Annotated in this window: 25 protein-coding genes; 19 read left to right on the top strand and 6 right to left on the bottom strand. The window is 41.9% G+C overall.

Annotated features, from left to right (window positions below; genetic code table 11):
• Positions 1–7 precede the first annotated feature (7 nt).
• From astD to MTF66_RS30715, 5 genes are all read left to right on the top strand, one after another.
• The gene (gene astD, locus MTF66_RS30735) at positions 8–1,477 is read left to right on the top strand and encodes a succinylglutamate-semialdehyde dehydrogenase (protein WP_248529530.1); all 1,470 of its coding nucleotides are present in this window, start codon (positions 8–10) and stop codon (positions 1,475–1,477) included.
• 128 nt (positions 1,478–1,605) lie between these two features.
• On the top strand, positions 1,606–1,953 hold the full coding sequence (locus tag MTF66_RS30730; protein ID WP_054563480.1) for a DUF3802 family protein: 348 nt from the start codon (positions 1,606–1,608) through the stop codon (positions 1,951–1,953).
• A 145-nt stretch (positions 1,954–2,098) separates the two neighbouring features.
• A complete protein-coding gene (locus MTF66_RS30725; protein ID WP_055020887.1) occupies positions 2,099–2,512 on the top strand; it encodes an OsmC family protein in 414 nt (137 codons plus the stop codon).
• An 88-nt stretch (positions 2,513–2,600) separates the two neighbouring features.
• The gene (gene speD, locus MTF66_RS30720) at positions 2,601–3,413 is read left to right on the top strand and encodes an adenosylmethionine decarboxylase (RefSeq protein ID WP_054563482.1); all 813 of its coding nucleotides are present in this window, start codon (positions 2,601–2,603) and stop codon (positions 3,411–3,413) included.
• A 118-nt stretch (positions 3,414–3,531) separates the two neighbouring features.
• Positions 3,532–5,031 carry an NAD(P)H-hydrate dehydratase gene (locus MTF66_RS30715; RefSeq protein ID WP_248529529.1) on the top strand — a complete coding sequence of 500 codons (1,500 nt, stop codon included), beginning with the start codon at positions 3,532–3,534 and terminating at the stop codon, positions 5,029–5,031.
• Between the two features lie 25 nt (positions 5,032–5,056).
• Here the strand turns inward: MTF66_RS30715 and MTF66_RS30710 are convergent, their stop codons facing one another.
• Entirely contained in the window at positions 5,057–5,506 is a 450-nt protein-coding gene (locus MTF66_RS30710; protein ID WP_130167205.1) for a response regulator, read from the bottom strand.
• 200 nt (positions 5,507–5,706) lie between these two features.
• Here MTF66_RS30710 and MTF66_RS30705 point away from each other — a divergent pair, with 200 nt between their 5' ends.
• A complete protein-coding gene (locus MTF66_RS30705; RefSeq protein WP_248529528.1) occupies positions 5,707–6,435 on the top strand; it encodes a LexA family transcriptional regulator in 729 nt (242 codons plus the stop codon).
• Positions 6,436–6,444: 9 nt separating this feature from the next.
• On the opposite strand, the gene MTF66_RS30700 is transcribed toward MTF66_RS30705, so the two are convergent.
• From MTF66_RS30700 to MTF66_RS30680, 5 genes are all read right to left on the bottom strand, one after another.
• Positions 6,445–8,787, bottom strand: coding sequence for an ATP-binding protein (locus MTF66_RS30700; protein ID WP_248529527.1), 2,343 nt, complete (start codon positions 8,785–8,787; stop codon positions 6,445–6,447).
• The gene (locus MTF66_RS30695) at positions 8,784–9,416 is read right to left on the bottom strand and encodes a biliverdin-producing heme oxygenase (RefSeq protein ID WP_248529526.1); all 633 of its coding nucleotides are present in this window, start codon (positions 9,414–9,416) and stop codon (positions 8,784–8,786) included. Before MTF66_RS30695 ends, MTF66_RS30700 begins: the two co-directional genes overlap by 4 nt.
• A gap of 225 nt (positions 9,417–9,641) precedes the next feature.
• Positions 9,642–11,291, bottom strand: a complete 1,650-nt coding sequence (gene groL / locus MTF66_RS30690) for a chaperonin GroEL (RefSeq protein WP_058583976.1) — start codon at positions 11,289–11,291, stop codon at positions 9,642–9,644.
• Positions 11,292–11,342: 51 nt separating this feature from the next.
• Positions 11,343–11,630 (bottom strand): co-chaperone GroES, encoded by a 288-nt coding sequence (locus tag MTF66_RS30685; protein WP_248529525.1) that lies wholly within the window; start codon positions 11,628–11,630, stop codon positions 11,343–11,345.
• A 143-nt stretch (positions 11,631–11,773) separates the two neighbouring features.
• Complete coding sequence (locus tag MTF66_RS30680) at positions 11,774–12,250, bottom strand: FxsA family protein (RefSeq protein ID WP_054552425.1); 477 nt, start codon at positions 12,248–12,250, stop codon at positions 11,774–11,776.
• Between the two features lie 162 nt (positions 12,251–12,412).
• Between MTF66_RS30680 and cutA the strand changes: the two genes are divergently transcribed.
• From cutA to hflC, 13 genes are all read left to right on the top strand, one after another.
• Positions 12,413–12,733, top strand: coding sequence for a divalent-cation tolerance protein CutA (cutA, locus tag MTF66_RS30675; protein WP_248529524.1), 321 nt, complete (start codon positions 12,413–12,415; stop codon positions 12,731–12,733).
• A complete protein-coding gene (locus tag MTF66_RS30670; RefSeq protein ID WP_248529523.1) occupies positions 12,733–14,559 on the top strand; it encodes a protein-disulfide reductase DsbD in 1,827 nt (608 codons plus the stop codon). The genes cutA and MTF66_RS30670 overlap by 1 nt, the downstream gene beginning before the upstream one ends.
• 348 nt (positions 14,560–14,907) lie before the next feature.
• Positions 14,908–15,360, top strand: a complete 453-nt coding sequence (aroQ, locus tag MTF66_RS30665; RefSeq protein ID WP_062566645.1) for a type II 3-dehydroquinate dehydratase — start codon at positions 14,908–14,910, stop codon at positions 15,358–15,360.
• Between the two features lie 30 nt (positions 15,361–15,390).
• Positions 15,391–15,855, top strand: coding sequence for an acetyl-CoA carboxylase biotin carboxyl carrier protein (gene accB, locus MTF66_RS30660; RefSeq protein WP_054552429.1), 465 nt, complete (start codon positions 15,391–15,393; stop codon positions 15,853–15,855).
• A gap of 23 nt (positions 15,856–15,878) precedes the next feature.
• The gene (gene accC / locus MTF66_RS30655) at positions 15,879–17,219 is read left to right on the top strand and encodes an acetyl-CoA carboxylase biotin carboxylase subunit (protein ID WP_248529522.1); all 1,341 of its coding nucleotides are present in this window, start codon (positions 15,879–15,881) and stop codon (positions 17,217–17,219) included.
• Between the two features lie 142 nt (positions 17,220–17,361).
• The gene (gene tsaE / locus MTF66_RS30650; RefSeq protein ID WP_055020890.1) at positions 17,362–17,835 is read left to right on the top strand and encodes a tRNA (adenosine(37)-N6)-threonylcarbamoyltransferase complex ATPase subunit type 1 TsaE; all 474 of its coding nucleotides are present in this window, start codon (positions 17,362–17,364) and stop codon (positions 17,833–17,835) included.
• A 66-nt stretch (positions 17,836–17,901) separates the two neighbouring features.
• Positions 17,902–19,209, top strand: a complete 1,308-nt coding sequence (locus MTF66_RS30645) for an N-acetylmuramoyl-L-alanine amidase (protein ID WP_248529547.1) — start codon at positions 17,902–17,904, stop codon at positions 19,207–19,209.
• Positions 19,210–19,232: 23 nt separating this feature from the next.
• On the top strand, positions 19,233–21,077 hold the full coding sequence (gene mutL, locus MTF66_RS30640; RefSeq protein ID WP_248529521.1) for a DNA mismatch repair endonuclease MutL: 1,845 nt from the start codon (positions 19,233–19,235) through the stop codon (positions 21,075–21,077).
• Positions 21,078–21,092: 15 nt separating this feature from the next.
• On the top strand, positions 21,093–22,010 hold the full coding sequence (gene miaA / locus MTF66_RS30635; RefSeq protein ID WP_248529520.1) for a tRNA (adenosine(37)-N6)-dimethylallyltransferase MiaA: 918 nt from the start codon (positions 21,093–21,095) through the stop codon (positions 22,008–22,010).
• Between the two features lie 80 nt (positions 22,011–22,090).
• Positions 22,091–22,354 (top strand): RNA chaperone Hfq, encoded by a 264-nt coding sequence (hfq, locus tag MTF66_RS30630; RefSeq protein WP_054552435.1) that lies wholly within the window; start codon positions 22,091–22,093, stop codon positions 22,352–22,354.
• A gap of 17 nt (positions 22,355–22,371) precedes the next feature.
• The gene (gene hflX, locus MTF66_RS30625) at positions 22,372–23,661 is read left to right on the top strand and encodes a ribosome rescue GTPase HflX (protein ID WP_248529519.1); all 1,290 of its coding nucleotides are present in this window, start codon (positions 22,372–22,374) and stop codon (positions 23,659–23,661) included.
• 91 nt (positions 23,662–23,752) lie between these two features.
• Entirely contained in the window at positions 23,753–24,919 is a 1,167-nt protein-coding gene (hflK, locus tag MTF66_RS30620) for an FtsH protease activity modulator HflK (protein ID WP_054563492.1), read from the top strand.
• 5 nt (positions 24,920–24,924) lie between these two features.
• A complete protein-coding gene (hflC, locus tag MTF66_RS30615; RefSeq protein ID WP_062566639.1) occupies positions 24,925–25,803 on the top strand; it encodes a protease modulator HflC in 879 nt (292 codons plus the stop codon).
• Positions 25,804–25,828: the final 25 nt, after the last annotated feature.

Raw genomic sequence — 25,828 nt, 5'->3', positions numbered from 1 at the left:
CATATTAATGACTCATGCAGCGCAATTTATTAATGGTCAATGGCAAGCAGGCCTTGGTCATACTTTTCAATCTGTAAACCCAGCAAATAACGATGTAATCTGGCAAGCAAACACTGCTACAGCCGAACAAGTAGACGGCGCAGTCGCTGCTGCACGTGAAGCGTTTTACAGCTGGGCTGATAAAACATTTGCAGAGCGTTTAGCGATTGTAAAAACATTCGCAGAAACACTGAAAGAGCACAGCGAAGAATTAGCGATTGCTATCGCACAAGAAACAGGTAAACCACTTTGGGAAACACGCACTGAAGCAGGTGCGATGGTGGGTAAAATTGCTATCTCTGAAAAAGCATTTTTAGAGCGTACAGGCGATGTTGAAAACCCAATGCCACAAGGTCGCGCGATGATCCGCCACAAGCCTCATGGTGTTGTAGCTGTGTTTGGCCCTTATAACTTCCCTGGTCACTTACCAAATGGTCACATTGTACCTGCACTATTAGCAGGCAATACCGTGGTATTTAAACCGTCTGAGCTAACGCCAGCAGTTGCTGAGTTAACGTTAAAGTTATGGCAAAAAGCGGGTCTGCCTGCAGGTGTTATCAACCTTGTGCAAGGTGAAGTAGAAACGGGTAAAGCGCTTGCATCTCATAAAGGGATCGACGGTTTATTCTTTACAGGCTCTTCGCGCACTGGTCATATTTTACATGAACAGTTTGCTGGTCAACCGGGTAAAATCTTAGCCTTAGAAATGGGTGGTAATAACCCGCTTATCGTTACTGATGTTGCTGACACTAAAGCGGCTATCCACGATATTATTCAATCAGCGTTTATCTCTACAGGTCAACGTTGTACGTGTGCGCGTAAGTTATTCTTACCTGCAGGCGAGCAAGGTGATGCCATCTTAGCGGGTCTTATTAAAGCAACTAAAGCTATTAAAGTCGGTGACTACGACGCAGAAGATCAACCTTTCATCGGGTCAATGATTTCTTCAGCGGCAGCAGCTGGTATGGTCACAGCACAACAGCAACTTGTTGAGCTTGGCGCTGAAGTGTTAGTTGAGCTAACGCACAAAGAAAATACCGGCTTTGTAACACCGGGTATTTTAGAGTGTACAAATGTCGCTAACTTCCCAGACGAAGAGCACTTTGGACCATTGCTTAAAGTATTCCGCTTCACTGATTTTGATGCCGCTATTGATAAAGCGAATGACACAAGCTTTGGTTTATCAGCTGGTTTATTAAGCGACAGCGCAGCAGATTACGACCATTTCCTTCGTCGTATTCGCGCAGGTATCGTAAACTGGAACCGTCCTATCACAGGTGCATCAAGTGCAGCACCATTTGGTGGTATTGGTGCATCAGGTAACCACAGAGCAAGCGCATATTATGCTGCTGACTATTGTGCATACCCAGTCGCTTCGGTAGAGCTTGAAAAAGTAGCAATGCCAGCGACATTAAGCCCAGGCTTAAAAATCGATTAATAATCGTAAATCATTATAAAAAGCAGCTTCGGCTGCTTTTTTTGTATGAGATGCTTGGCAAAGGTAGCAATTAAAAGCGCTTTCTGCTTAAATCTAAAGAGATAGTTTTTTATTAGGTGTGCAGTCGTATGGTTTTAGATAGGCAAGGGTATGATGATCTTGTCATGTATCTCACTCAAAATTTAGCGCTTTTTGAGAAGCCGGGTCAAATTAAACCAGGAGCTCCAACAGTGTTAGAGCTGATTGAAGACGTGATAGCAGAAAATGTCATGTTACTTTGCGAGCAACACACAGAGCTTAATACTGAACAACGCAGCCAAATTGTTCGCGAAGTCGACGGTATCGTATATGACTTACAAGAAGTGCTAAGCAGCGTTACAAATCACACAGTAACCGTTGAACAACACGCGTTTATTGATGAGTTTGCTGGATTAGTGAAAAACTTATTCGATAGTGCTGTTGTCGAAAGTGCCTAATTTATAAAGCACAACACAATTTCTAGTCTTTAAGCGAGCAGCTCAAAGTTAGCAACTCGCTTTCCTTTAAAGCTCACCTCTTATCCCTTGCATCTGTGTGTGACTTGCTTACAATCAAGCAAAATAACTTTAAGAGATAAAGCACATGCAAGCGAATGTAAAATGGGTAGAAGGCGATACGTTTATTGGCCTTTCAAATTCAGGTCACAATGTAGTTTTTGATGCAGGTAGCGATAGCGCTGCGCCAAGCCCAATGGAAATGGTTTTAATGTCAGCGGGTTGTTGTTCATCTGTTGATGTTGTTAGTATTTTAAAAAAAGCAAAACAGTCATTTTCTGATGTGCAAGTTAAGCTATCTGCAGAGCGTGCTGAGTCAGCACCTCGCGTGTTTACCAAGATTAATCTACACTTTGTGGTTACCGGTGATAATGTCTCTGAAAAGCACCTTGCAAGAGCGGTACAATTATCTGCTGAAAAGTATTGTTCTGTAGCCTTAATGCTTGATAAGACAGTAGAAATTACGCATAGTCATGAAGTTGTGCAAGAACAGGTAAAATAACGCTTTTTCCGAGCAGGAAATTCGTATAAAATCCGCGAACTTTTATTTCTGCTGGTGCAGGTTTCACTCGTTTTAAGGTTGGTTTAGCATGAATAAACCCTTCGATAAAATTAAGCTTCATGGCTTTAATAACTTAACTAAAAGCTTAAGTTTTAGTATTTACGATATTTGTTACGCAAAGACGGAACAACAGCGTAAAGAATATATTGAATATATCGACGAACAGTACAGTGCTGATCGCCTTACCGATATTTTAGGTGAAGTTGTGGATATTATTGGCGCAAACATTCTAAATGTTTCTCGCCAAGATTATGATCCGCAAGGTGCCAGCGTGACAATCTTGATCTCTGAAGAGCCAATTGAGCAACAAACAACGTATGACGTTGATGAAGCGCCGGGCCCTCTTCCTGAAACAGTGGTAGCGCACTTAGACAAGAGTCACATCTGTGTTCACACTTACCCAGAAGCACACCCTGATGATGGTATTTGTACGTTCCGTGCTGATATCGAAGTATCAACATGTGGCATTATTTCGCCATTAAAAGCGTTAAACTTCTTAATTCACAGCCTTGAGTCTGATGTTGTAACAATTGACTACCGCGTACGTGGTTTTACTCGTGACGTAGATGGTGTAAAACACTATATCGATCACGCGATTAACTCAATTCAGAACTACATGACTGAAGATACCAAAGAAGCGTACCAAATGATGGACGTGAACGTGTATCAAGAGAACTTATTCCACACTAAGATGATGTTAAAAGAAACTGACTTGAATACTTACCTATTCGGTGTTTCTACAGCAGATCTTTCGGAAGAAGAAGAAGAAGCCATCTACTCTAAGCTGACCCGCGAGATGCAAGAAATCTTCTACGGTCGCAACTTACCAGACACTGAGTAAGTCACTATAGCTTTAAAGATACGGCGCGTAATGTAAGTTACGCGCCGTTTTTTTATGCCTCATTGACTGCACTCATCTGTACTTATATGCTGATTAAAAGGCCAATTTAAGGATAGATATGTCAGTTGTTCTCTCGCAGTCAGTATTTTTAGCAGAGCAAGTTCGTGACCATGAAGGAGTAGCAGCTAAGCGCTCTGGCGTTACCTTGTATGAGCTTATGGAGCGAGCAGGGCTGGCTACTTATCAGCAAGCTATCAGCTATTTTCCTAAAGCAAATACATTCGTTGTGTTAGCGGGCGTTGGTAACAATGCCGGTGATGGTTATGTTGTTGCTCGCTTAGCTAAACAAGCGGGCAAACAGGTTACGGTTATTGCAGCAATATCTGATAAACCTCTTAAAGGTGATGCACTCAGTGCTCAGCAAGCTTGGCTCGACGCAGGAGGGGAAATAACCGCTGATGCCAGTGCTATTGAGCGTGCAGATATCATTATTGATGGCCTGCTTGGTACTGGCATCCAAAGCAAAGTGCGCGAGCCTTTTTCACAGCTGATTAAAGCTGCTAACGAGAGCCAAGTGCCGATAGTTGCTATTGACCTACCCTCAGGCATTCATGCAGACACAGGTGTCGTACAAGGAGTTGCAATAAAAGCCGCGCTTACAGTGACTTTTGTGGGGATTAAACAAGGTTTAGTGACAGGGCAAGGTCGAGCACATGCAGGGACACTAGAGTTTAATGATTTAGGTATTGAAGATGCCTTTTTAAAACAGACATTACCCACGGCTAAGATTATCAATTATCTAAACCAAGCTAGGCTTCCTGAGCGCGATAACAACAGCCATAAAACCAGCCATGGTAAATTACTGTGTGTTGGTGGTAATGCCGGTACTGCAGGCGCTATTCGTCTAACTGCAGAGGCAGCGCTTCGCACCGGTGCGGGTATGGTCAAAGTGTATACCCATAGTAGCTCTATTTTACCTGTGAGTATTGGCCGGCCAGAACTGATGGTGACAGATACAAATCTGATTAGCGCCCTAGAGTGGGCAACCTGTGTTGCTATTGGACCAGGGCTTGGTCAAGACACTTGGTCAGAAACAACCTTTGAAGCAGTAATGCAGTATTGCTTTACTAATAACAAGCCACTGGTTATTGATGCTGATGCACTTAATTTAATGGCTCAGCATGCTTCGTCATTTCCATTAGCTAATACCGTTATCACACCACACCCTGGTGAGGCAGCAAGGTTACTTAATTGTCGCACTAGCGATATTGAAGAAAATCGCTTTCATGCGGTAAAGCAGCTCGCACGTAGCTATACCACTACTTGTGTACTCAAAGGCGCTGGTAGTTTAATTGCTGAGAATAACCAAACATGGGTGTGTACCGACGGTAACCCTGCACTTGCGGTTGGTGGCAGTGGCGATGTATTAACAGGTATTATAACGGCATTGATCGCACAGGGGCTTACTCCTCAGCAAGCAGCTTGCTTAGGCGTAACCTTACATGCAAAAGCCGGTGATATTGCCGCTGAACGTGGTGGCGAAAGAGGCATGTTACCGAGTGATTTATTTATCGTTGTAAGGAGGTTGATAAAAGAGTTGGCAAGTAGCACTAATTAGGGTCTGTAAGGCGAAATGTTTCGCCTTAGTCTAACACTATCCTAGCTTGAACAAGCCAGTATTGAGTGAGCATTTTCATTGAATCAACTAAATCATAATAGCTAGAAGGCTTGGTCATAAAGGCGTTCGTACCTAAACTATAACATTGCTTAATGTCAATTTCTGAATCAGAAGTTGTAAAAATAATGATGGGGATATGGCGGTAAAGCTCCGATTTTTTTAGTTCAACTAGCGCTTCTTTTCCACCCTTTCGTGGCATGTTTAGATCTAACAGAATAAGGCTAGGTAAAATTTTGTTTTTATCGAGCGACTCAAGTAATTGCATGCCGTCATCAACAAATTGAATTTTATTTTCATCGACATTGTTTTCAACAAGGGCATCTCGGATAAGCTCTTGATCATCGAGATCATCATCCGCAACTAAAATATAGCTCACAGAGCGTAATTTTTTGGTAAATAATTTGTCGTTAAACATTGGCAGCTCCTGATTTCATCAAATGTGGCTCATCTATTCCATGTAGATACTTTTTAATAAAAACAACAAATTAAATAATTAGTTACTTGAGTAGTATATACTTTAGTTAAGCAAGTGTTATATTAACTTGCTTATACCCATAATACAAACATAAGTTTATTAATAACCTAATGCCATTAAATCATACTAGTACGAACAGAGTGACAGCTCTACGCGAAAATTTGAACCTTTCTCAACAAGAATTTGCCGATAAAATAGGTATAACACAGGGGGCTTTATCACAGTTGGAGGCTGGCAAGTCGACCTTGTCTCTCAGTACTATCACTAAAATCAGCCAAGTGTTTAATGTCGATTGTAACTGGCTTATTTTAGGTATTGAGGGGTACGATGAATCGAACTTTCAGAGTTATCAAAAAGCCTTAGAGACTTCATTTATCCCGCTTGTTAATGAAGAAGCTCACGCTGGATATATAGAACAGTGTAGTGATGAAGGCTATATTAAAACTCTGGATGTTTATAAAATCCCAGGGTTTGAAAATGGTAATTATCGTCTATTCGAAGTTGAAGGCGATAGCATGATGCCAACTATCCGCCCTAGAGAAACGCTGATCACTGAGCAAATCAAGGATATTAAGCAGTTAGAGAATGGTTCAGTGTGTGTTGTTGTCACTAAAGATGGCATTGTAGCTAAACGTCTCTTTAGCCATGACACAGACCCTATCAGTTACTTATTTAAGAGTGATAACCCTGAATACAAAACATATTCAATTCAGGGAAGTGATATCCTAGAAATCTGGCGTGTAAAAGCAAAAATAAGCTCTATAACAGATCAAGATTCACAGATTCAAAGTCAGCGTTTCCAGTCTATTGAAAATGAAATTAGACAACTTAAAGAGCATATTAGTAGACTGTTACCGCCACAATCGTAGCGGTAACAACTAAAGCTGACTTAGTTTTATGTCTCTTAGTGGTAAGTTAACGTAAAACTGAGAGCCTTCATTGATATTTGCTTCTGCTGTAATTGTTCCATGGTGCCGTTCTACTATTTTCTTACAAATAGCCAAGCCTAACCCTGTTCCTTCGTATGCTTGTTTAGAGTGAACCCGTTCAAAAAGGTTAAAGATTCTGTCTTTAAACTCGTTATTAAAACCTATTCCATTATCAATGACAGCGATAACAATATGCTCGTCTGTTCGCTCAACTGACTTAATCCCTATAATGGGTGGTTGATGTGGGTGACTAAATTTAAGCGCATTAAGAATTAAGTTTTGAAATAAACGCTGGATTTGTCGTTTATCACCATAGATTTCACCGATATCTTCTATATGAAACATCGCTGACTTATCAGCTATAATTAGCTCAAGGTCATCAAGAATATCATCAAAAACATCTTGTGCTGAAAAGCTACGAAACTCTTCGCCTTTTCGATTGATTCTAGAAAAGCTCAATACTCCTTTGATAAGTTTTTGCATTCTTTCAGCAGAGTCCATCATACGTGAGATATAAGAAGCGTTTCTTTCCCCAATTAGTTCTTTAGAGTTTTGTAGGCGATCGCCGAACATCTGTATTTTTCGTAAGGGCTCCTGTAAATCATGAGACGCAACAAAAGCAAAACGTTCTAACTCTTTGTTAGACTCTTCAGATTTTCTAAGTGCGATTTCAAGGTCTAGTTCAGCCTGTTGTCGAGTGAGTATTTCCGACTTTAAAGCGGCGGTTCGCTCATTAACTTTAGTTTCTAGTAAGTCATTTAACTTTTTAAGGCGCTCAGATTTTTCGATAACATGATTAACTAGGTGATTGCGAAACTTTATAGCGCAAGATATTTCGTTTGCCTTCCAAGGTGAGCATTTATTACGTACATTTTCTTGCCATAAACGAAAAGAACTACGAGGCATAAGGCGATGACTACCGTCGTCAAGGAATTCGATTATCTTTTCAGGTTTTCCTCCCCAATTTTTTGTTTCAATCACCTCTTTACGAAACCACATAATAAATAGGTTTTCATTAGTAGAAACAGGCATAGCTAGCACGCCGCTAGCAATATTAGCAAACTTATTAAATTCAGCATTCTCATTAGATAAATGATGGTTATGATATAGAAGCTCATCTTCTAAGTGGTTGCTTTTTAACCATTCAAATAAATAGTAAATATCATCATTTGCGGGTACATCGCCAAAGCTTTCAATATCTTTTTCTAGCCGCCATGCAACACCATCAGCACTTAGCATGCTGAGTAAAGCTGGAACTTGTTTACGTAAGCCATCAATAAAAAAGACTTCTTCAGACATATGCTCTGCTATTTCTGCACTGATGGCGGTGGCTTTAGCTTCTTGAATTGCTTCGATTGATTGTGTTTTAAGGGATATAATATATGAGAGCATCAATCCCATATATTGTGCAACTTGTCGTGCTTCAAATGGGACGACATGGCTTGTATAGTGGTGACAAGCAATTAAGCCCCATAATTTACCAGCAATAATAATACTGATAGACATTGATGCTTTAACACCCATATTGCGTAAATATTGACAATGAATGGGGGATACACTTCTGATTATACATGTGCTTAAATCTACCGGCTCGTCATGTGGGTAGATTGGTGATACTTCAGCATCAACATCTGCAAGTAACCTTATAGGATTACGCAAATATAAAGCGCGTGCTTGCTTTGGAATATCTGACTCAGGAAAGTGTTGGTGTAGAAATGAGTTTAACTCATCTTTTTTGGCTTCTGCTACGACTTGGCCATTATATTCATGGTCAAACTGATAGAGCATAACGCGATCAAAACCGGTTAAGCTACGGACTTCTTCTACTGCCGTTTCGAATGATGAGCTTAGCTCTTTTTTGTCAGCTATTAGGTGAAGAGATTGCTTCATCAAGTAATTCATCGGGTCAATACTTGAGTGCTCTTTCTTTGTATCAAACTCAAGTTCAATGAGTAAATATTTATCGTTACGAGAAATAGCGCCTTTAATAGAGGTCTCAGACGACTTCCCTTTTAGCTCAATCTTGAGTGGGTTGATAGCATGAAAGTCTTTTTCAGCTTTATTTTTCTCTATGATATTAGATGTATTTGCTTCAAAGAAATTAGTTATATGTGAGCCTACTAAGCGATCTTTTTGTGTATCTAAAAGCGATAAAATATTTTCGCTGAAATAACATATTTTGAGTGTTTCAGGATCAACAACTAGCAAAAACCCATGCGGTTGGATGGAGCCTGGAATATGAATGGGTTCTTTATGACAATTGTCTAATGAGACTTTAAATGTATTGCTCAATTTATATCTCCAAGTGCTTGAGAGATTAAGCTAAATGCCTCATTTGCCCCTAATAAAATGTCATCTGTCGAGTTTGGGTATTGGTTATGATACTGTTTTAGTGCGTGGATATACTCAGCCCACTTTTGCTCCCTAAGCTCACCATAACTATAAAAAAAATGGATCCCTTCAAGCTCATTTATCCATTTATGCTTTTTAAGTGCTTTATAAATGTGACCTCCACCCATGGTGGCTCCCTCCATTACATACATCATTCCGAATGCATGGGACACATTGCAGATATTTTTTAGATCATCGTGTTTATAAAAATTAACAGATGGGGCGTCTTGAGATGCTTGTAAGTAAGCAATATCTTGATTTAACCAGCTCAGCTTACTGCGGCCAACAAGCAGTTGTTTTGTGGTACTAAAGGTTGATATAGCACCCTCCATAATAGAATAGCTACTATGCATTGCGATTAAAATTTTTAAATACGATTGTTGGGTCATATTTTTATCGAACAAGACAGCACCTAGTTGTTTTTCTACACGAGAGTGAAAGAGGTCAGTACTATTTTTTATAAAAGTATGAATATTACTTTGATCGCTGTCGCAAGCTATTTCGGTGGCGTTTGATAAAGCTGAACCCATTGTTATCCTGAACGTATTTGGTGCATTCGAGTTATAATCGCACCAGTATATACTTAGGTACAAGTATGTAAAATATAAAATTAAGTAGGATTATGAAAACTACTATTTACCGAAGGTTCAAATGACTTGTCTAGTTAGAAGTTCTTTGTTTATTTAAAGAGTAAGTAAATGAAAGCAAAAAACCCAGCCGGAGCTGGGTTTTTTAAGCGAAGTGCTTGGGGATGATTACATCATGCCGCCCATACCACCCATGCCGCCCATGCCGCCCATATCTGGAGCAGCTGGTGCATCTTCTTTCGGGATTTCAGCAACCATAGCTTCAGTTGTGATCATAAGACCCGCGATTGAAGCTGCGTACTGTAGTGCCGAACGCGTTACTTTAGTTGGGTCTAAGATACCCATTTCGATCATGTCGTTGTACTCGCCTGATGCTGCGTTGTAACCGTAGTTACCTTCACCGCCTTTTACTGAGTTAACAACAACAGATGCTTCGTCACCTGCGTTAGTTACGATTTGACGAAGTGGTGCTTCCATCGCACGTAGTGCTACTTTGATACCGTGGCTTTGGTCTTCGTTGTCGCCAGCAAGTTCAACAAGTTTGCTTGCTACGCGAACTAGTGCAACACCACCACCTGGTACAACACCTTCTTCAACCGCTGCGCGAGTTGCGTGTAGTGCATCTTCAACGCGGTCTTTCTTCTCTTTCATTTCGATTTCAGTTGCTGCGCCAACTTTGATTACTGCAACACCGCCAGCTAGTTTAGCCATACGCTCTTGTAGTTTCTCTTTATCGTAGTCAGACGTCGCTTCTTCGATTTGTGCTTTGATTTGTGCAACACGACCATTGATGCCGTCTTCTTCGCCTGCACCGTCGATGATTGTTGTATCATCTTTAGTGATCACAACGCGCTTCGCAGTACCTAGGTCTTCGATTGTCGCTTTCTCTAGCTCTAAACCGATTTCTTCAGAAATAACAGTACCACCTGTTAACACTGCGATGTCTTGTAGCATTGCTTTACGACGGTCGCCAAAACCAGGAGCTTTAACCGCAGATACTTTAACGATGCCGCGCATGTTGTTCACAACAAGAGTTGCAAGTGCTTCACCTTCAAGGTCTTCAGCAATGATAAGTAGTGGCTTGCTAGCTTTTGCAACAGCTTCTAATGTAGGTAGTAGCTCACGGATGTTAGATACTTTTTTGTCTACAAGTAGAATGAATGGGTTGTCTAGCTCTACAGCGCCTTTTTCAGCGTTGTTGATGAAGTATGGAGAAAGGTAACCGCGGTCAAACTGCATACCTTCAACTACGTCTAGTTCGTTTTCTAACGACTGACCTTCTTCAACAGTGATAACGCCTGAATCACGGCCTACTTTTTCCATTGCTTCAGCAATGATGTCACCGATTTCTTTATCAGAGTTAGCAGAAATAGTACCTACTTGTGCAATTGCTTTAGTGTCTGCACATGGAACAGAAAGTGCTTTAAGCTCTTCAACTGCTGCAGTAACTGCTTTGTCGATACCGCGCTTAAGGTCCATTGGGTTCATACCCGCTGCAACTGCTTTTAAGCCTTCGTTTACGATAGCTTGCGCTAATACTGTTGCAGTTGTTGTACCGTCACCTGCAGCGTCATTCGCTTTAGACGCTACTTCTTTAACCATTTGTGCGCCCATGTTTTCGAACTTGTCTTCAAGCTCGATCTCTTTTGCTACAGATACACCATCTTTAGTGATCACTGGAGCGCCGAATGATTTGTCTAATACAACGTTACGGCCTTTAGGACCTAAAGTTACTTTTACTGCGTTTGCTAAAATGTTTACGCCAGTTAGCATTTTGCCACGTGCGTCACCTGCAAAAAGTACTTCTTTTGCTGCCATGATTAAATTCCTCTTAAATTCTGTAAACGGGTTGCTAAACGAAAAGTAGGATTAGCTTACAATGCCTAGAATGTTATCTTCACGCATGATCAGGTACTCTTGACCTTCGATCTTTTCAGCTTTCTCAACATAAGAGCCGAACAGCACAGTGTCACCGGCTTTAACTTCTAATGCTCTTACTTCACCGTTGTCTAAAACACGGCCATTACCAACAGCGATAACTTCTCCGCGAGTTGATTTTTCAGCTGCAGAGCCAGTTAATACAATACCGCCAGCAGACTTAGTTTCTTCTTCTAGACGCTTAACGATGACGCGATCATGTAAAGGACGAATGTTCATTTATTTAGTTCTCCTAACAGTTTCTGAACAGTACAGAAAAAATCTTGTGTTATTGCAGGGGAGTGCTAAGCCACCCGTTGCGTTTCATTGCATTCATTAATGGGGGTGGCTTAAAAAAATCCAAGTACAAAAATTAAAAAATTTTAATCTTTTCGCTCAAATTCACCATCAATAGTTGTAGGTTGATGGTTTGGCTCTTCATGAGTGGTTGTTTTACTATGGTATTGGAAGTGTGCAGAGCCTTGATTTGCCTGCGAACTCATGCGCACGGTTGCTTGACTAGCAAGGCCTGCAGCCAGTTTGTTGCGGATTGCTGGCGTGAGTAGTAAAAAGCCAAAAAAGTCAGTCATGATGCCTGGTGTCATTAATAAAACACCGGCGATAATGACACATAATCCAGTAAATAATTCTTTTGCAGGCATTTGCCCTTGTGCCATTTGCAATTGCACGTTTTGAATCGCGCCCATACCTTGCTGCTTCACTAATTTCGCACCGACAATCGCGGTCACAATTACAAGCGCTATGGTGGCAAAGCCGCCGATCACTTCACTCACTTGGATGAGTAACGCGATCTCCACAATCGGCACTAAAATAAATAACAAAAACAAAAATCTAAACATAACGCTCTCTAAAAAATGTCATTCTCTTTCGAGTCAATGAAATATAAATTGGGGTGAGCAGGTCATTTTTCAAGACGGAACCTAGGATCACCTTGCTCGCTACACATTATAGTTACTATCGGCTACTATGGTGCGACTCACGTAATCAAATAAAGGTTCCTTATGACTACGCATTTTCGACTTATTTTTACTACTTGTGCAAATGAGGCTGAAGCCCGTCAGTTGGCACAACATCTAGTTAAAGAAAAGCTAGCTGCTTGTGTGAACATTTTGCCTACTATTGAATCTATTTACATGTGGGAAGGCGAGGTGACTCAAGCTCTTGAGAGTAAGTTACTGATCAAAACTAAGTCAGAAAAAATGAATGAGGTGATCCAAACTATCAAGAAATTGCATAGTTATGAGGTGCCTGAAATTCAGGTCGTTGATGTGGCTACAGGCAATTTAGCCTATTTTAATTGGATGGATGAGGTACTTAATTAATGCGATCGTTCCTTTTATTACTTTGTGCATTGTGGCTAATGCCAGCAAGCGCAAGTAATAACAATTTACTTGGAAATCTACTACAACCTGCGGAGCAAACATTTCTCCCAGTTGATCAGGCTTTTGTTTTCGATTTTGACCAGCAAGGCAAAACGTTATTTATTGGCTGGGATATTGCGCCTGATTATTACCTTTATAAAAAGAAAGTCGAAATTATTGCCAAAGGCGCAGATATTGAAATTCCTGATCTTGGCAAGGGTGTGATTATTGAAGATGAGTTTTTTGGTAAGACCGAGGTATTCTTTGATTCGTTAAGTGTGGTTTCTAAGCTCAGTAACGTCACAGAAGGTGCGGTTGTTAAAGTGCGTTTTCAAGGCTGTGCCGAGGCGGGGTTATGTTATCCGCCAGAAGTTAGAACCATTCCTTTATCTGTGATTGCAGGTGAGCAAGTATCACAGGCTGCAGATGCGGGGAACGCATTGGCTGCATTAACACAAGCAGCCGATACTAATGAAGCGTCATCAGCCCCTTCTCAAGCAGCATCAAAACCAGCTGGTGAGCAGTCATATACCGATAAGTTGGCATCGCAAGGTTTACTAACTAACCTAGTAATCTTCTTTTTAGTGGGTGTTGGTCTTGCCTTTACGCCATGCGTATTTCCAATGTTTCCGATTTTGTCGAGCCTTATAGCGGGTCAGCAGAATTTATCGACTAAAAAAGCGTTCTCACTGTCGTTTGTATATGTACAAGGTATGGCCGTTACCTACGCAGCACTGGGCTTAGTGGTTGCATCATTAGGTGGGCAAGTACAAGGGTATTTACAGCATCCTACTGTACTAATCAGCTTTAGTATCTTATTTGTATTGCTGGCAATGTCGATGTTTGGCTGGTACGAAATCAAATTACCTAGCAGTATGATGAATAAACTCACTCAGGTTAGTAACCAGCAAAAAGGCGGCAACTATGTTGGCGTATTTATGATGGGTGTACTGTCTGGTTTGATTGCCTCACCGTGTACAACAGCACCATTGTCTGCTGCTTTACTTTATGTGGCGCAAAGTGGTGACTACCTTGTCGGTGGTTTAACACTTTATGTGCTCAGTTTAGGCATGGGCTTACCGTTATTATTACTGGGGACTTCTGGCGGTAAATTACTACCAAAAGCCGGTGGTTGGATGGAGCAAGTGAAAACCCTATTTGGTTTCATTATGCTGGTCGTGCCGCTTATTCTGCTTGAGCGTATTGTTGATATTGAAATCATTTGGTTAATGGCGGGTTTATTAGCACTTGCTACAGCGCTTTATTTACACCATTGGCAAAGTGGTCAATCACAAGGCAAGCTAAAAACAGCATTGTGGTTTGCAGCAACCTTATTGGTTGTGACAGGGGCGAGTTTAACGAAAAATTATTTTTGGCCTAGTAAAGCAGTGGTTGCTGAAGCTGCTGTACAAACACATGGTTTTAGACAAGTTGCTAATCTAAGTGAGTTAAAAGAAGAAATTGCACAGGCAAGTAGCGAAGGGCGCTTAGTAATGGTCGACTTATATGCCGACTGGTGCGTTGCCTGTAAAGAGTTTGAGCATTACACGTTTCCTGACGCTAAAGTGCAAGAGCAATTTGCTCACTTTGAATTAATTCAAATCGATTTAACACAAAGCGATGCAAAGACCATAGAGCTAATGGAAGAATACACGGTATTTGGGTTGCCGAGCATTTTGTTCTTTGACAGCCAAGGTAATGAGCTTTTAGAGCAACGTGTAACAGGCTTTTTAAATGCCAAAGACTTTGCAGAACATTTAGCAAAAGTACGAAATAGCGCTAAATAAACGCAAACGTGCAAGAAAATAGCAAAACGCCACTCATCTGAGTGGCGTTTTTGTTTATGTGTCGTAAAAAATACTTATTTTAAGTGAAAAATGGCAAATTCACTGATTGAAGCTCAATTAATCAGCAGGAAAACACTTAGAATGACCCTGTTGCGTGCCTTGCTATGCTTGACTTTGCCACGAATAGGGAGTGATTAGACCAGTATTTTGCTGCTATTTACGTCGAAATATCTATAATAGGTGGTTAACGTGAGAAATAGTTGCTATTTTACATCAGCACGCTTAGGTTAAGCGTGGGTTTATGATGAATATGGTTAAACTGCTTACTTATAGGATATATCGCGTATTATGGCTGCAAAATTCAAACTTTTAGTTCTAAATGGGCCAAATTTAAACATGCTTGGCAAGCGTGAACCAGAAAAGTACGGTACTCAATCTCTTGATGAGATTATAGCTGAACTTAGTCAGGTTGCTGCCGGTCTCAATGTTGATTTAACGCATTTCCAAAGTAACAGTGAAGCTGCATTAATAGAACGCATTCACGATGCATGGCAAACGGTTGATGCAATAATTATCAACCCTGCTGCATTTACGCATACAAGCGTAGCCTTACGGGATGCATTACTTAGTGTAAACATTCCCTTTTACGAGGTGCATTTAACTAATGTGCATGCTCGAGAAGCATTCCGTCATCATTCGTATTTTTCGGATGTGGCACAAGGCGTCATTATTGGATTAGGAGCAATGGGTTATAAGGTGGCACTTGAAGCTGCTGTTAGCCGATTGCAAAACACACATTAATTTTTAAATAACTAACAGGCGGGTCGTTCAATGGATATTCGCAAGATCAAAAAACTTATCGAATTAGTAGAAGAATCTGGTATTGCTGAATTAGAAATCACTGAAGGTGAAGAGTCAGTACGCATCAATCGTAACAACATGTCTGCAGCACCTGCTATGCAGTATGCACCACAACAGTTTGCAGCACCTGCGCCAGCAGCGGCACCAGCTCCAGTAGCAGAGGCACCAGCAGCAGAAGCGGCTGCTCCAGCTGCACCGACAGGCCATCAAGTTAAATCTCCTATGGTAGGTTCATTCTACTCAGCGGCTTCTCCAGAAGCAGCACCATACGTAGAAGTAGGTTCTAAAGTAAATGTTGGTGATACGTTATGTATCGTTGAAGCAATGAAGATGATGAACCAAATCGAATCTGATAAAGCAGGCACAGTAAAAGCTATCTTAGTTGAAAATGGCGAGCCAGTAGAATTCGATCAACCTTTATTCATCATTGAATAATAGCGCAACAAAAGGCCAACTCTATGTTAGATAAAGTAGTCATTGCAAACCGAGGTGAAATTGCACTTCGCGTGCTGCGCGCCTGCAAAGAGCTTGGGATCAAAACTGTTGCTGTGCATTCAACGGCAGACCGTGATCTTAAGCACGTGTTACTGGCAGACGAAACAATTTGTATTGGTAAACCAGCAGCCACTGAAAGTTACTTAGATATTCCGCGCATTATTGCAGCGGCAGAAGTAACAGACGCAGTTGCTATCCACCCAGGTTATGGTTTCCTTTCTGAAAATGCAGACTTTGCTGATCAAGTTGAGCAAAGCGGCTTTGTATTTATCGGTCCTAAAGGCGACACGATTCGTCTAATGGGTGACAAAGTTTCTGCAATCGAAGCGATGCGTAAAGCCGGTGTACCTTGTGTACCAGGTTCTGATGGCCCATTAACGGCAGACAGTGAGCGCAACATTCAAATCGCTAAGCGTATTGGTTACCCTGTAATCATTAAAGCAGCAGGCGGCGGCGGTGGTCGTGGTATGCGTGTTGTTCGCAGCGAAAAAGAACTGATTGATTCAATCGCTCTTACTCAACAAGAAGCAAAGCAGTTCTTCGGTAATGGTATGGTTTACATGGAAAAATTCCTTGAAAACCCACGTCACATCGAAGTTCAAGTACTTGCTGATGGCCAAGGCAATGCAGTTCACTTAGGTGAGCGTGATTGTTCAATGCAACGTCGTCACCAGAAAGTTGTTGAAGAAGCGCCAGCGCCAGGTATCACAGCTGAAATGCGTAAGTTTATCGGTGACCGTTGTACTCGTGCATGTATCGAAATCGGTTATCGCGGTGCAGGTACGTTCGAATTCTTATACGAAAACGGCGAGTTCTATTTCATCGAAATGAATACCCGTATTCAGGTTGAGCACCCAGTAACAGAAATGGTCACTGGCGTTGACTTAATCAAAGAGCAGCTAAAAATTGCAGCTGGCCAGCCACTATCATTCACACAAGAAGATGTGGTTATTCGTGGTCATGCAATTGAGTGCCGTATTAATGCGGAAGACCCAGACACCTTTATTCCATCACCAGGTAAAATCACGCGATTCCACCCTGCTGGCGGTTTAGGTATTCGTTGGGACAGCCACATCTACGCAGATTACACAGTACCACCTCATTACGATTCAATGATTGGTAAGATGATCTGTTACGGTGAAAACCGTGATGTAGCTATTGCTCGTTCACGCAATGCGTTAAACGAATTAGTGATCGATGGCATCAAGACCAACACACCACTGCACAAGAAAATCTTGGCAGATGAAAACTTCCAAAACGGTGGTACAAACATCCACTACCTTGAGAAGAAACTAGGTCTGTAAACAAAATTCTGTTTAAGCTAAAAAGCCGGCAACTTTGCCGGCTTTTTTTTGTCAAACTAGGCATAAGAGCAGCTCTCGCCTTACAAAATTATTCTGGTATGATTAACAAAGTAATGTGTTTTTAGTTTTTCATGAGGTAATAATGACCGACAGTGTTGGTTTTCCACTCGCTGATGAAGCAGCAACGGTTAATATGGGTAAGCAACTTGCAACCTTGATGGAGCAAGGGGCAGTCATCTATTTACATGGTGATTTAGGTGCCGGTAAAACGACATTAACCCGTGGTATCGTGCAAGGTTTCGGTCATCAAGGTAAGGTTAAGAGTCCAACTTATACACTGGTTGAACCTTACCAATTAGCTAAAGCTGATGTCTATCACTTTGATTTATATCGCTTAGGTGATCCTGAAGAACTTGAATATATGGGAATTCGTGACTATTTTTCACCACAGGCTATTTGTGTTGTGGAATGGCCTGAAAAAGGCGGCGAATTTATTCCAACACCGGATCTTGATATCACCCTACGCTATGAAGGTGAGGCGCGTGCTATTGCAATTAACAGCTTAACCGAACGTGGTCAGGCAATTGTTCAGCAACTTAAGAGCGCGCAAGAATAAACATATAAAAATAAAGGTGTATTAGTAAAAATGGGTCGTTGTACGTTTAAACTATTAACTACTTTGATGTTATTGGTTGTGAGCCAGGTTGCGCTTGCACAAAATACTATTAATAGCGTACGTGTGTGGCCTTCACCTGACAGCACTCGTGTGGTCTTTGATTTAAACGATAAACCTGATTTCAGCTATTTCATGCTGAAAAATCCAGCTCGTTTAGTGATTGACCTAAAAAATACCGACAAACTAGATAGCTTGCCTGCTATTCCTAAAAAGCATCAGATTGTTTCAAAACTGCGTTACTCGAAACCTAAAGATAGCAAAAGTGTGCGCTTTGTTTTTGAGCTCGCCCGTGCCAGCAAACCAGTGGTATTTGCCTTACTACCTACCGACCCATACAAGCATCGTTTAGTAGTTGACCTTGTTGATAAAACACCGAAGGCAGAACCTGTTGCTGTAACCAATACCAGTGTGAAAAAACGCGAACTCAATCAAGAGCGCGATATTGTTATTGCCATTGACGCAGGTCATGGTGGTGAAGACCCTGGTTCAATTGGTCCGTCAGGCACTTATGAAAAAGACATTACACTACAAATAGCGAAGCGCTTAGAGCGAATGATAGATGCTGAAAAAGGCATGATTTCGCGTATGGTGCGCCGCAGTGACTACTTTGTAAATCTAAACACTCGAACCAGTATTGCCCGTAAGAAAAAAGCTGACTTCTTTGTGTCGATTCATGCGGATGCCTTTACCAGCCCACAACCAAACGGTGCCTCAGTGTGGGTGCTATCACTGCGCCGTGCTAATTCAGAAATTGGTAAATGGATTGAGGATAAAGAAAAACACTCGGAGCTTTTAGGTGGTGCAGCTGGGGTATTAAAAGATACTGCAAGCGAAAAATATTTAGCGCAAGCACTGCTAGATATGTCGATGGATCACTCGATGAAAACAGGCTTTAGTGTCGCAGAAGAAGTGGTTAGCGAATTACGAAAAGTGGCTAAAATGCATAAGAAACGCCCACAAGCGGCGAGCCTTGCAGTATTAAAGTCACCAGATATACCCTCTATTTTGGTCGAAACTGGGTTTATTTCGAATCCACGCGAAGAGCGAATGCTAAAAACGGCGCAGCATCAGGAGCGCTTAGCTAAAGCAATTTTCACCTCGATTAAAAATTACTATATGCAAAACCCGCCAGATGACTCGCTTTTCGCTAAGTTAAAGTCGCAGTTTCCGACTAAACACAAAGTTCGTCCTGGTGAGTCGTTAAGTATTTTAGCAAGCAGATATAACACCTCTGTGAGTAAGCTAAAAACGGCCAACAACTTAAAATCGAATACCTTGTTCATTGGTCAAGAGCTTGATATTCCTCAAAGCTAGTCAATTTTCGTGTTAGGAACACTATGAGTATAGAAATACTACCCGCGCGATTGGCTAACCAAATTGCTGCTGGTGAAGTGGTTGAACGCCCAGCATCCGTTGTTAAAGAGCTGGTAGAAAATAGTTTAGATGCTGGCGCAACGCGCATTCAAATAGATATTGAGCGTGGTGGTCATAAGCTTATTCGCATTCGCGATAATGGCTCTGGCATTAATAAAGATGAGCTAACATTAGCCTTGTCGCGCCATGCCACTAGTAAGCTTAAGTCACTCGATGACCTAGAGAACATCTGTTCACTTGGCTTTCGTGGTGAAGCGTTAGCATCAATTAGTTCTGTTTCTCGCTTAACCTTAAGCTCAAAGCCAAAGCAGCAAGAGGCTGCATGGCAAGCGTTTGCTGAAGGTCGCGATATGGCGGTGCAGATTAAGCCAACCGCACACCCTGATGGCACCACCATTGAGGTGAAAGACTTATTCTTTAATACCCCTGCGCGCCGTAAATTCCTTCGCACCGAGAAAACCGAGTTTTCACATATTGATGAGCTCATAAAGCGTATTGCGCTGAGTCGTTTTGATGTTTCTATTACCCTGACCCATAACGGTAAAGTAGTGCGCCAATACCGTGCTAAACCAAACCCTGAGCAAGCAATAGCGCGTGTTGCTCAAGTTGCTGGCAAAGCGTTTAGTGAGCAGGGGCTGCATATTCAATCAGGTGAAGCTGGTTTGATGCTGCGCGGTTGGGTATTACCCGTGGGCTCAACGAATAGCACGCAATATACCTATGTGAATAATCGCATGATGCGCGATAAACTTATTTTGCATGCAATCCGCCAAGCCTTTGAAGAAGTCGCAGGCTCAGAAGAGCTACCCGGTTTTGTCATTTATATTGATATTGACCCACGTCAGGTCGATGTAAACGTGCACCCAGCAAAACATGAAGTGCGTTTTCATCAAGGCCGTTTAGTGCATGACTTTATCCTGCAGGCAATAAAACAAGTGGTGGTGCCGCTTCAGCACGAAGCTGGTTTTACAGAGCATAATGACACTGATTTTCAGCATGCTCCGTTTGATGAGGCGCACTCAAGCAGCACACAGCCAAGTTTTACTCAATCAGCGCCAGCAGAGCAGTATGATTACCCTAAATCTGAATTACAGCCGACACGTTCAGCGAGTTATTCTGGGGCAACAGGAGCAGGGCGCTCTGGCGGTGGTTTTAGTAGCGACAGTCAAGGTCGCAGTAAAACATCGCACCAAGATGTCAATGCATTTTATCAAGGGATCAGCGAGCAACATGCTGCGCATTTTGACCAAGTACGCCCTGAACCAAGTGTTACAGCACCGGTTGTAGAGCAAGCAAAACTTGCCAAGCTTATTCATGTACGAGAAGGCGAGTGCGTATTTAGTGAAGACAACCAACTCTTTGCTGCGCACTTTAAGCATGCATTAGCACTCGACTGGCAAGCGCACGTAGAGCAAGCAGGTAGCCTTGATGGAAAAGCCTTGTTGTTACCTGTGCGAGTAAATGCAAGTGCTGATGATATTAGTGCTTTAAATGTTCAGCAGTCGTGGTTTACCTTACTTGGTTTTGATTTAGTCATTGAAAAACAGTTTGTGATGGTGAAAAAGCTTCCGCCTTGTGTCTATTTACTTGATGTAAGTGATGCTATTGAGCGACTTATTGCTGGCTGTAAGGCCTCACCAAGTTCACTCGATGAATGGTTAGCTTGGTTAGCTCAGCAAATCCCGGCACGCTATTACGCAAGCCAAGCCTTTTTGGAGCAAGTGGCTCGGTTAGAAAATAATCCACAAACTATGCAACGTTTACGTCAAAAAGCAGTTAAAATAGAACTATCTCAGTTTTTAAACTAAGCAAGGTATTTAGGCTTGAATAACTTACCCGTCATTTTTTTAATGGGACCAACCGCTGCAGGGAAAACAGATTTAGCAATTTCTTTGTGTGAGCATTTAAACACAGAAATAATCAGTGTTGATTCAGCATTAGTCTATAAAGATATGGACATCGGCACCGCAAAGCCAAATGCCGAAGAGCTTGCTCGTGCGCCACATCACTTGATTGACATTATCGACCCAGCAGATAGTTATTCAGTGGCAGATTTTCGCCGTGATGCAATTGAAAAGATTGATCTATTTCATCAGCAAGGTAAAGTACCTGTATTGGTTGGCGGTACAATGATGTATTTTAAATCGCTTATTGATGGCTTATCACCGCTACCAGAGGCATCACCTGAAGTACGTGCTGAACTTGAAAAGGAAGCAAAGCAGTTTGGCTGGCCACATTTGTATAAAGAGCTTGTGAAAATCGATCCTGATGCAGCGAAAAAAATGAGCGAAAATGATTCGCAAAGAATTAATCGTGCATTAGAAGTGTATCGTATTACAGGCAAAACAATGACTGAGCTGCAAAAACAAAAGCAGCCTGAGCTTCCTTATACTTTCCATCAATTTGCCATTGCACCTGATGATCGCAGTGAATTACATCAGCGAATTGAGAAAAGGTTTAAAATAATGCTCGATCAGGGGTTTGAAAATGAAGTTTCATCCCTATATAAACGTAAGGATTTACACCCAGACCTGCCTTCGATTCGTTGTGTGGGTTATAGACAAATGTGGGATTACATTGCTGGCGAAATTGACTATGATGAAATGGTCTTTCGTGGTATTGCAGCCACACGGCAGTTAGCCAAGCGACAACTCACTTGGTTAAGAGGTTGGCCTGAAGTAACTTGGTTGACCACGGGTGATGAAGAAAACTTGCAACGTGTAGTAAGTTCGCTAAGCTAGTAGTAGCTGGAAGTTTTTTAGCTTTGTTAAATTAGTTCAGCTACTTAATTATAATAACACCTAGAACGAAGGAAAATAACATGGCAAAAGGCCAGTCGTTACAAGACCCATTTTTAAATGCGTTACGTCGTGAGCGCATTCCAGTATCAATCTTTTTGGTTAATGGCATTAAATTGCAGGGTAAAATCCAGTCATTTGACCAATTTGTTATTTTACTTGAAAACACCGTTAATCAAATGGTGTATAAACACGCTATTTCAACTGTTGTTCCAGCGCGTTCTGTTAACTTCCAAGGCGTTCAAGGAAGTGATGATTCAGAAGAGCAAGAATCTGGAAATTTTTAAACTTAGGAGCGTAATGCTTGTTTGACCGTTATGAAGCCGGCGAACAGGCAGTTTTAGTTCATATCGACTTACCTAAAGAGGGAGATCGCGAAGATCTTCACGAATTAGAGTTGTTGGTATCTTCTGCTGGTGTTAGTAGTTTGGCGATTGTGCAAGGCAGTCGTCAAGCACCACATCCGAAACTTTTCGTCGGGACCGGAAAAGCAGAAGAAATCGCTGAAACTGTCAAAATCCACAATGCAGATGTCATCATTTTCAACCATCAACTTAGCCCGTCACAGGAACGCAATTTAGAAAGCGTTTGCCAGTGCCGCGTTCTTGATCGTACGAGTTTGATCTTAGATATTTTTGCGCAGCGAGCGCGTACTCACGAAGGTAAACTTCAGGTTGAGTTAGCTCAGTTACGCCACATTTCTACTCGCTTGATCCGTGGTTGGACCCACCTTGAAAGACAAAAAGGCGGGATAGGTTTACGTGGCCCAGGTGAAACCCAGCTCGAAACCGATAGACGATTACTGCGCGCAAGAATTAAAAACATTCGTGCCCGTTTAGATAAAGTTGCTGTTCAACGTGAGCAGGGACGACGTGCGCGTACGCGAAATGAAATCCCAACGGTGTCACTGGTAGGTTATACCAATGCGGGTAAATCAACGTTATTTAACCGTATTACAGACTCAGATGTGTATGCTGCTGACCAGCTATTCGCAACCCTAGATCCAACCTTACGTAAGTTGGATATCGGCGATATAGGTTCAATTATTTTAGCTGATACGGTAGGTTTTATTCGTCACTTACCACACGACCTTGTTGCAGCATTTAAAGCAACCTTAACAGAAACCCGTGAAGCTGATTTACAGCTACATGTTATCGATGTGGCAGACCCTCGTCGAAAAGAAAATATTGAGCAAGTACAGTCTGTTTTAAAAGAAATCGAAGCAGATGAAGTGCCGCAATTATTGGTTTATAACAAAATTGATGCGCTAGATGACGTTGTGCCACGTATAGATAGAAACGACGAAGGTCAACCGGTACGAGTCTGGTTGTCGGCGCGCACTGGCGTTGGTTGTGAACTGCTAAGTGAGGCAATTAATGAGTTACTTGCCAAAAAGATGTTTGCTGATGAGCTAAAATTACCACCACAACATGGTCGTATTCGCGCAGCATTATTCAACTTAAATGCAGTTCATCAAGAGTGTTTTGATGAGCAAGGAAACTGGTTATTATCGGTACGCTTGCCAATGGCAGAATGGAATCGCTTGAAAAAAGAGATGGGACAAGACCTAGACTCTTTCGTAGTGACTGATTAAAAATCACCAGCATTTGTCTTTTTTAGTATGAGAAATGCTGTAGATTTGATAGATTTAACCTAATTCATTTAGATAACAATGGAGTATAGCTATGGCCTGGAATGAACCGGGTAATAATGGCAATGATAAAGATCCGTGGAATAATAAAGGCGGAAAAGATCAAGGCCCACCTGATTTAGACGAGGTAATGCGTAAGTTCGGCAACAAGTTTGGCGGTTTATTTGGTGGTAATAAGCCAGGTAAAAACGGCGGTGGACTTGGTGGCGCAGGCATTTCTTTCATCCTTATTATTGCCATCATTGTATGGGCATTAAGTGGTATTTACACGGTAAAAGAAGCTGAGCGCGGTATTGTTTTACAATTTGGGCAATACGATCGCATTGCAGAACCTGGCTTACGTTGGAAAATGACCTTCATTGAACGCGTGATCCCTGTTGATATCGAAGCGGTTCGCTCGTTATCTGCTAAAGGCTTTATGCTTACCGAAGACGAAAACGTGGTAAATGTAGAATTTGAAGTACAGTACCGTGTTATCGACCCACATCTTTACAAGTTCAGCGTTACTGATGCTGACCACAGCTTACAACAAGCACTTGATAGTGCATTACGTTATGTAATTGGCCACGTAAAAATGGACCAAGTACTAACAACAGGTCGTGAGTTAGTGCGTCAACAAACGTGGGATGAGCTTAACAAAATCATCGAGCCATACAATCTAGGTATTATTGTAAGCGATGTGAACTTTAAAGATTCACGTCCGCCGGGTGAAGTAAAAGACGCGTTTGATGACGCTATTGCTGCACAAGAAGATGAAGAGCGTTTCATCCGTGAAGCAGAAGCCTATGCTCGCGAAATTGAACCTCGTGCCCGTGGTCAAGTTACTCGTATGACGCAAGAAGCAGAAGCGTACCGTGAACGTATTACATTAGAAGCACAAGGTGAGGTAGCGCGTTTTGAAAAGCTATTACCTGAGTACCAAGCTGCTAAAGAGGTAACTCGTAAGCGTCTTTACATCGATGCGATGGAAGAAGTGCTAGGTAACAGCTCTAAAGTGTTAGTTGATGTTGAAGGTGGTAATAACATGATGTATTTACCGCTTGATAAAATCATGGAAAAGCAAGGTACAGCAACACGTGTTGCATTACCAAGCTCAAGTGATATCAAAGACCTTCGCAATAAAATAAACACGTCGCGTAACAGCACGGTAAATTCAAGCAATGACCGTTTCGCAACTGACCGTTTTAATGAGGGGAGATAAGCAAGATGAAAAATTTTAGTTTAGTAATACTTGCCCTTGCAGTTGTGCTGTCTTTCTCAGCGATTTTTGTTGTGCAAGAAGGCGAGAAGGCAATCGTACTGTTATTCAGCAAAGTTGAAAAAGACAGCGACGACAAGGCTGTAGTATACGGCCCTGGTTTACACCTAAAAGTGCCTTTCTTTAGCCAAGTACGTCGTTTAGATGCACGTATTCAAACGCTAGATGGTGCACCTGACCGTTTCGTAACAAGTGAGAAAAAAGACTTAATCGTTGATTCTTACGTTAAGTGGCGAATTAATGACTTTAGTGCATTCTACCTGCGTGCCCGTGGTGATAAGCAATACGCTGAAACACTACTTAAGCAAAAGGTAAACAATGGTCTGCGTACTAACTTCGGTTCTCGTACTATCAGAGAGATCGTTTCTGGTGAGCGTAGCGAGCTGATGGAAGAAGCATTAGTTCAAGCGTCTGAAAGTGCGCAAGAGCTAGGTATTGAAGTACTTGATGTACGCGTTAAGCAAATTAACTTACCACAAGAAGTGAGTAGTTCAATCTTCCAACGTATGCGTGCTGAGCGTACTGCGGTTGCAAAAGAGCACCGTTCTGAAGGTCAAGAAAAAGCTGAAACAATTCGTGCAGAAGTCGACCGCCGTGTAACAGTAATGCTTGCAGACGCTGAGCGTAATGCGCGTACTGTTCGTGGTCAAGGTGATGCCGATGCAGCCGCTATCTATGCTAACGCTTATAACAAAGACGCTGAGTTCTTCGGTTTTGTGCGCAGCCTAGAAGCTTACAAAAACACCTTTAAAAATAAGCAAGACGTGATGGTGATTTCACCTGATAGCGACTTCTTTAATTATATGAAAGGTACAAAAGCACAGTAATTAATATTTGTGTGATGAAAAGCCC

It is taken from the genome of Pseudoalteromonas sp. 2CM39R (assembly GCF_023161845.1).
This window is presented reverse-complemented; position numbering and strand designations above follow the sequence as displayed.

Excerpts from the sequence above, each read along its gene's own strand:
- astD (WP_248529530.1), top strand. The coding sequence starts at position 8 with ATGACTCATGCAGCGCAATTTATTAATGGTCAATGGCAAGCAGGCCTT.
- MTF66_RS30730 (WP_054563480.1), top strand. The coding sequence starts at position 1,606 with ATGGTTTTAGATAGGCAAGGGTATGATGATCTTGTCATGTATCTCACT.
- MTF66_RS30725 (WP_055020887.1), top strand. The coding sequence starts at position 2,099 with ATGCAAGCGAATGTAAAATGGGTAGAAGGCGATACGTTTATTGGCCTT.
- speD (WP_054563482.1), top strand. The coding sequence starts at position 2,601 with ATGAATAAACCCTTCGATAAAATTAAGCTTCATGGCTTTAATAACTTA.
- MTF66_RS30715 (WP_248529529.1), top strand. The coding sequence starts at position 3,532 with ATGTCAGTTGTTCTCTCGCAGTCAGTATTTTTAGCAGAGCAAGTTCGT.
- MTF66_RS30710 (WP_130167205.1), bottom strand. The coding sequence starts at position 5,506 with ATGTTTAACGACAAATTATTTACCAAAAAATTACGCTCTGTGAGCTAT.
- MTF66_RS30695 (WP_248529526.1), bottom strand. The coding sequence starts at position 9,416 with ATGGGTTCAGCTTTATCAAACGCCACCGAAATAGCTTGCGACAGCGAT.
- groL (WP_058583976.1), bottom strand. The coding sequence starts at position 11,291 with ATGGCAGCAAAAGAAGTACTTTTTGCAGGTGACGCACGTGGCAAAATG.
- MTF66_RS30685 (WP_248529525.1), bottom strand. The coding sequence starts at position 11,630 with ATGAACATTCGTCCTTTACATGATCGCGTCATCGTTAAGCGTCTAGAA.
- MTF66_RS30680 (WP_054552425.1), bottom strand. The coding sequence starts at position 12,250 with ATGTTTAGATTTTTGTTTTTGTTATTTATTTTAGTGCCGATTGTGGAG.
- cutA (WP_248529524.1), top strand. The coding sequence starts at position 12,413 with ATGACTACGCATTTTCGACTTATTTTTACTACTTGTGCAAATGAGGCT.
- MTF66_RS30670 (WP_248529523.1), top strand. The coding sequence starts at position 12,733 with ATGCGATCGTTCCTTTTATTACTTTGTGCATTGTGGCTAATGCCAGCA.
- aroQ (WP_062566645.1), top strand. The coding sequence starts at position 14,908 with ATGGCTGCAAAATTCAAACTTTTAGTTCTAAATGGGCCAAATTTAAAC.
- accB (WP_054552429.1), top strand. The coding sequence starts at position 15,391 with ATGGATATTCGCAAGATCAAAAAACTTATCGAATTAGTAGAAGAATCT.
- accC (WP_248529522.1), top strand. The coding sequence starts at position 15,879 with ATGTTAGATAAAGTAGTCATTGCAAACCGAGGTGAAATTGCACTTCGC.
- tsaE (WP_055020890.1), top strand. The coding sequence starts at position 17,362 with ATGACCGACAGTGTTGGTTTTCCACTCGCTGATGAAGCAGCAACGGTT.
- MTF66_RS30645 (WP_248529547.1), top strand. The coding sequence starts at position 17,902 with ATGTTATTGGTTGTGAGCCAGGTTGCGCTTGCACAAAATACTATTAAT.
- mutL (WP_248529521.1), top strand. The coding sequence starts at position 19,233 with ATGAGTATAGAAATACTACCCGCGCGATTGGCTAACCAAATTGCTGCT.
- hfq (WP_054552435.1), top strand. The coding sequence starts at position 22,091 with ATGGCAAAAGGCCAGTCGTTACAAGACCCATTTTTAAATGCGTTACGT.
- hflK (WP_054563492.1), top strand. The coding sequence starts at position 23,753 with ATGGCCTGGAATGAACCGGGTAATAATGGCAATGATAAAGATCCGTGG.
- hflC (WP_062566639.1), top strand. The coding sequence starts at position 24,925 with ATGAAAAATTTTAGTTTAGTAATACTTGCCCTTGCAGTTGTGCTGTCT.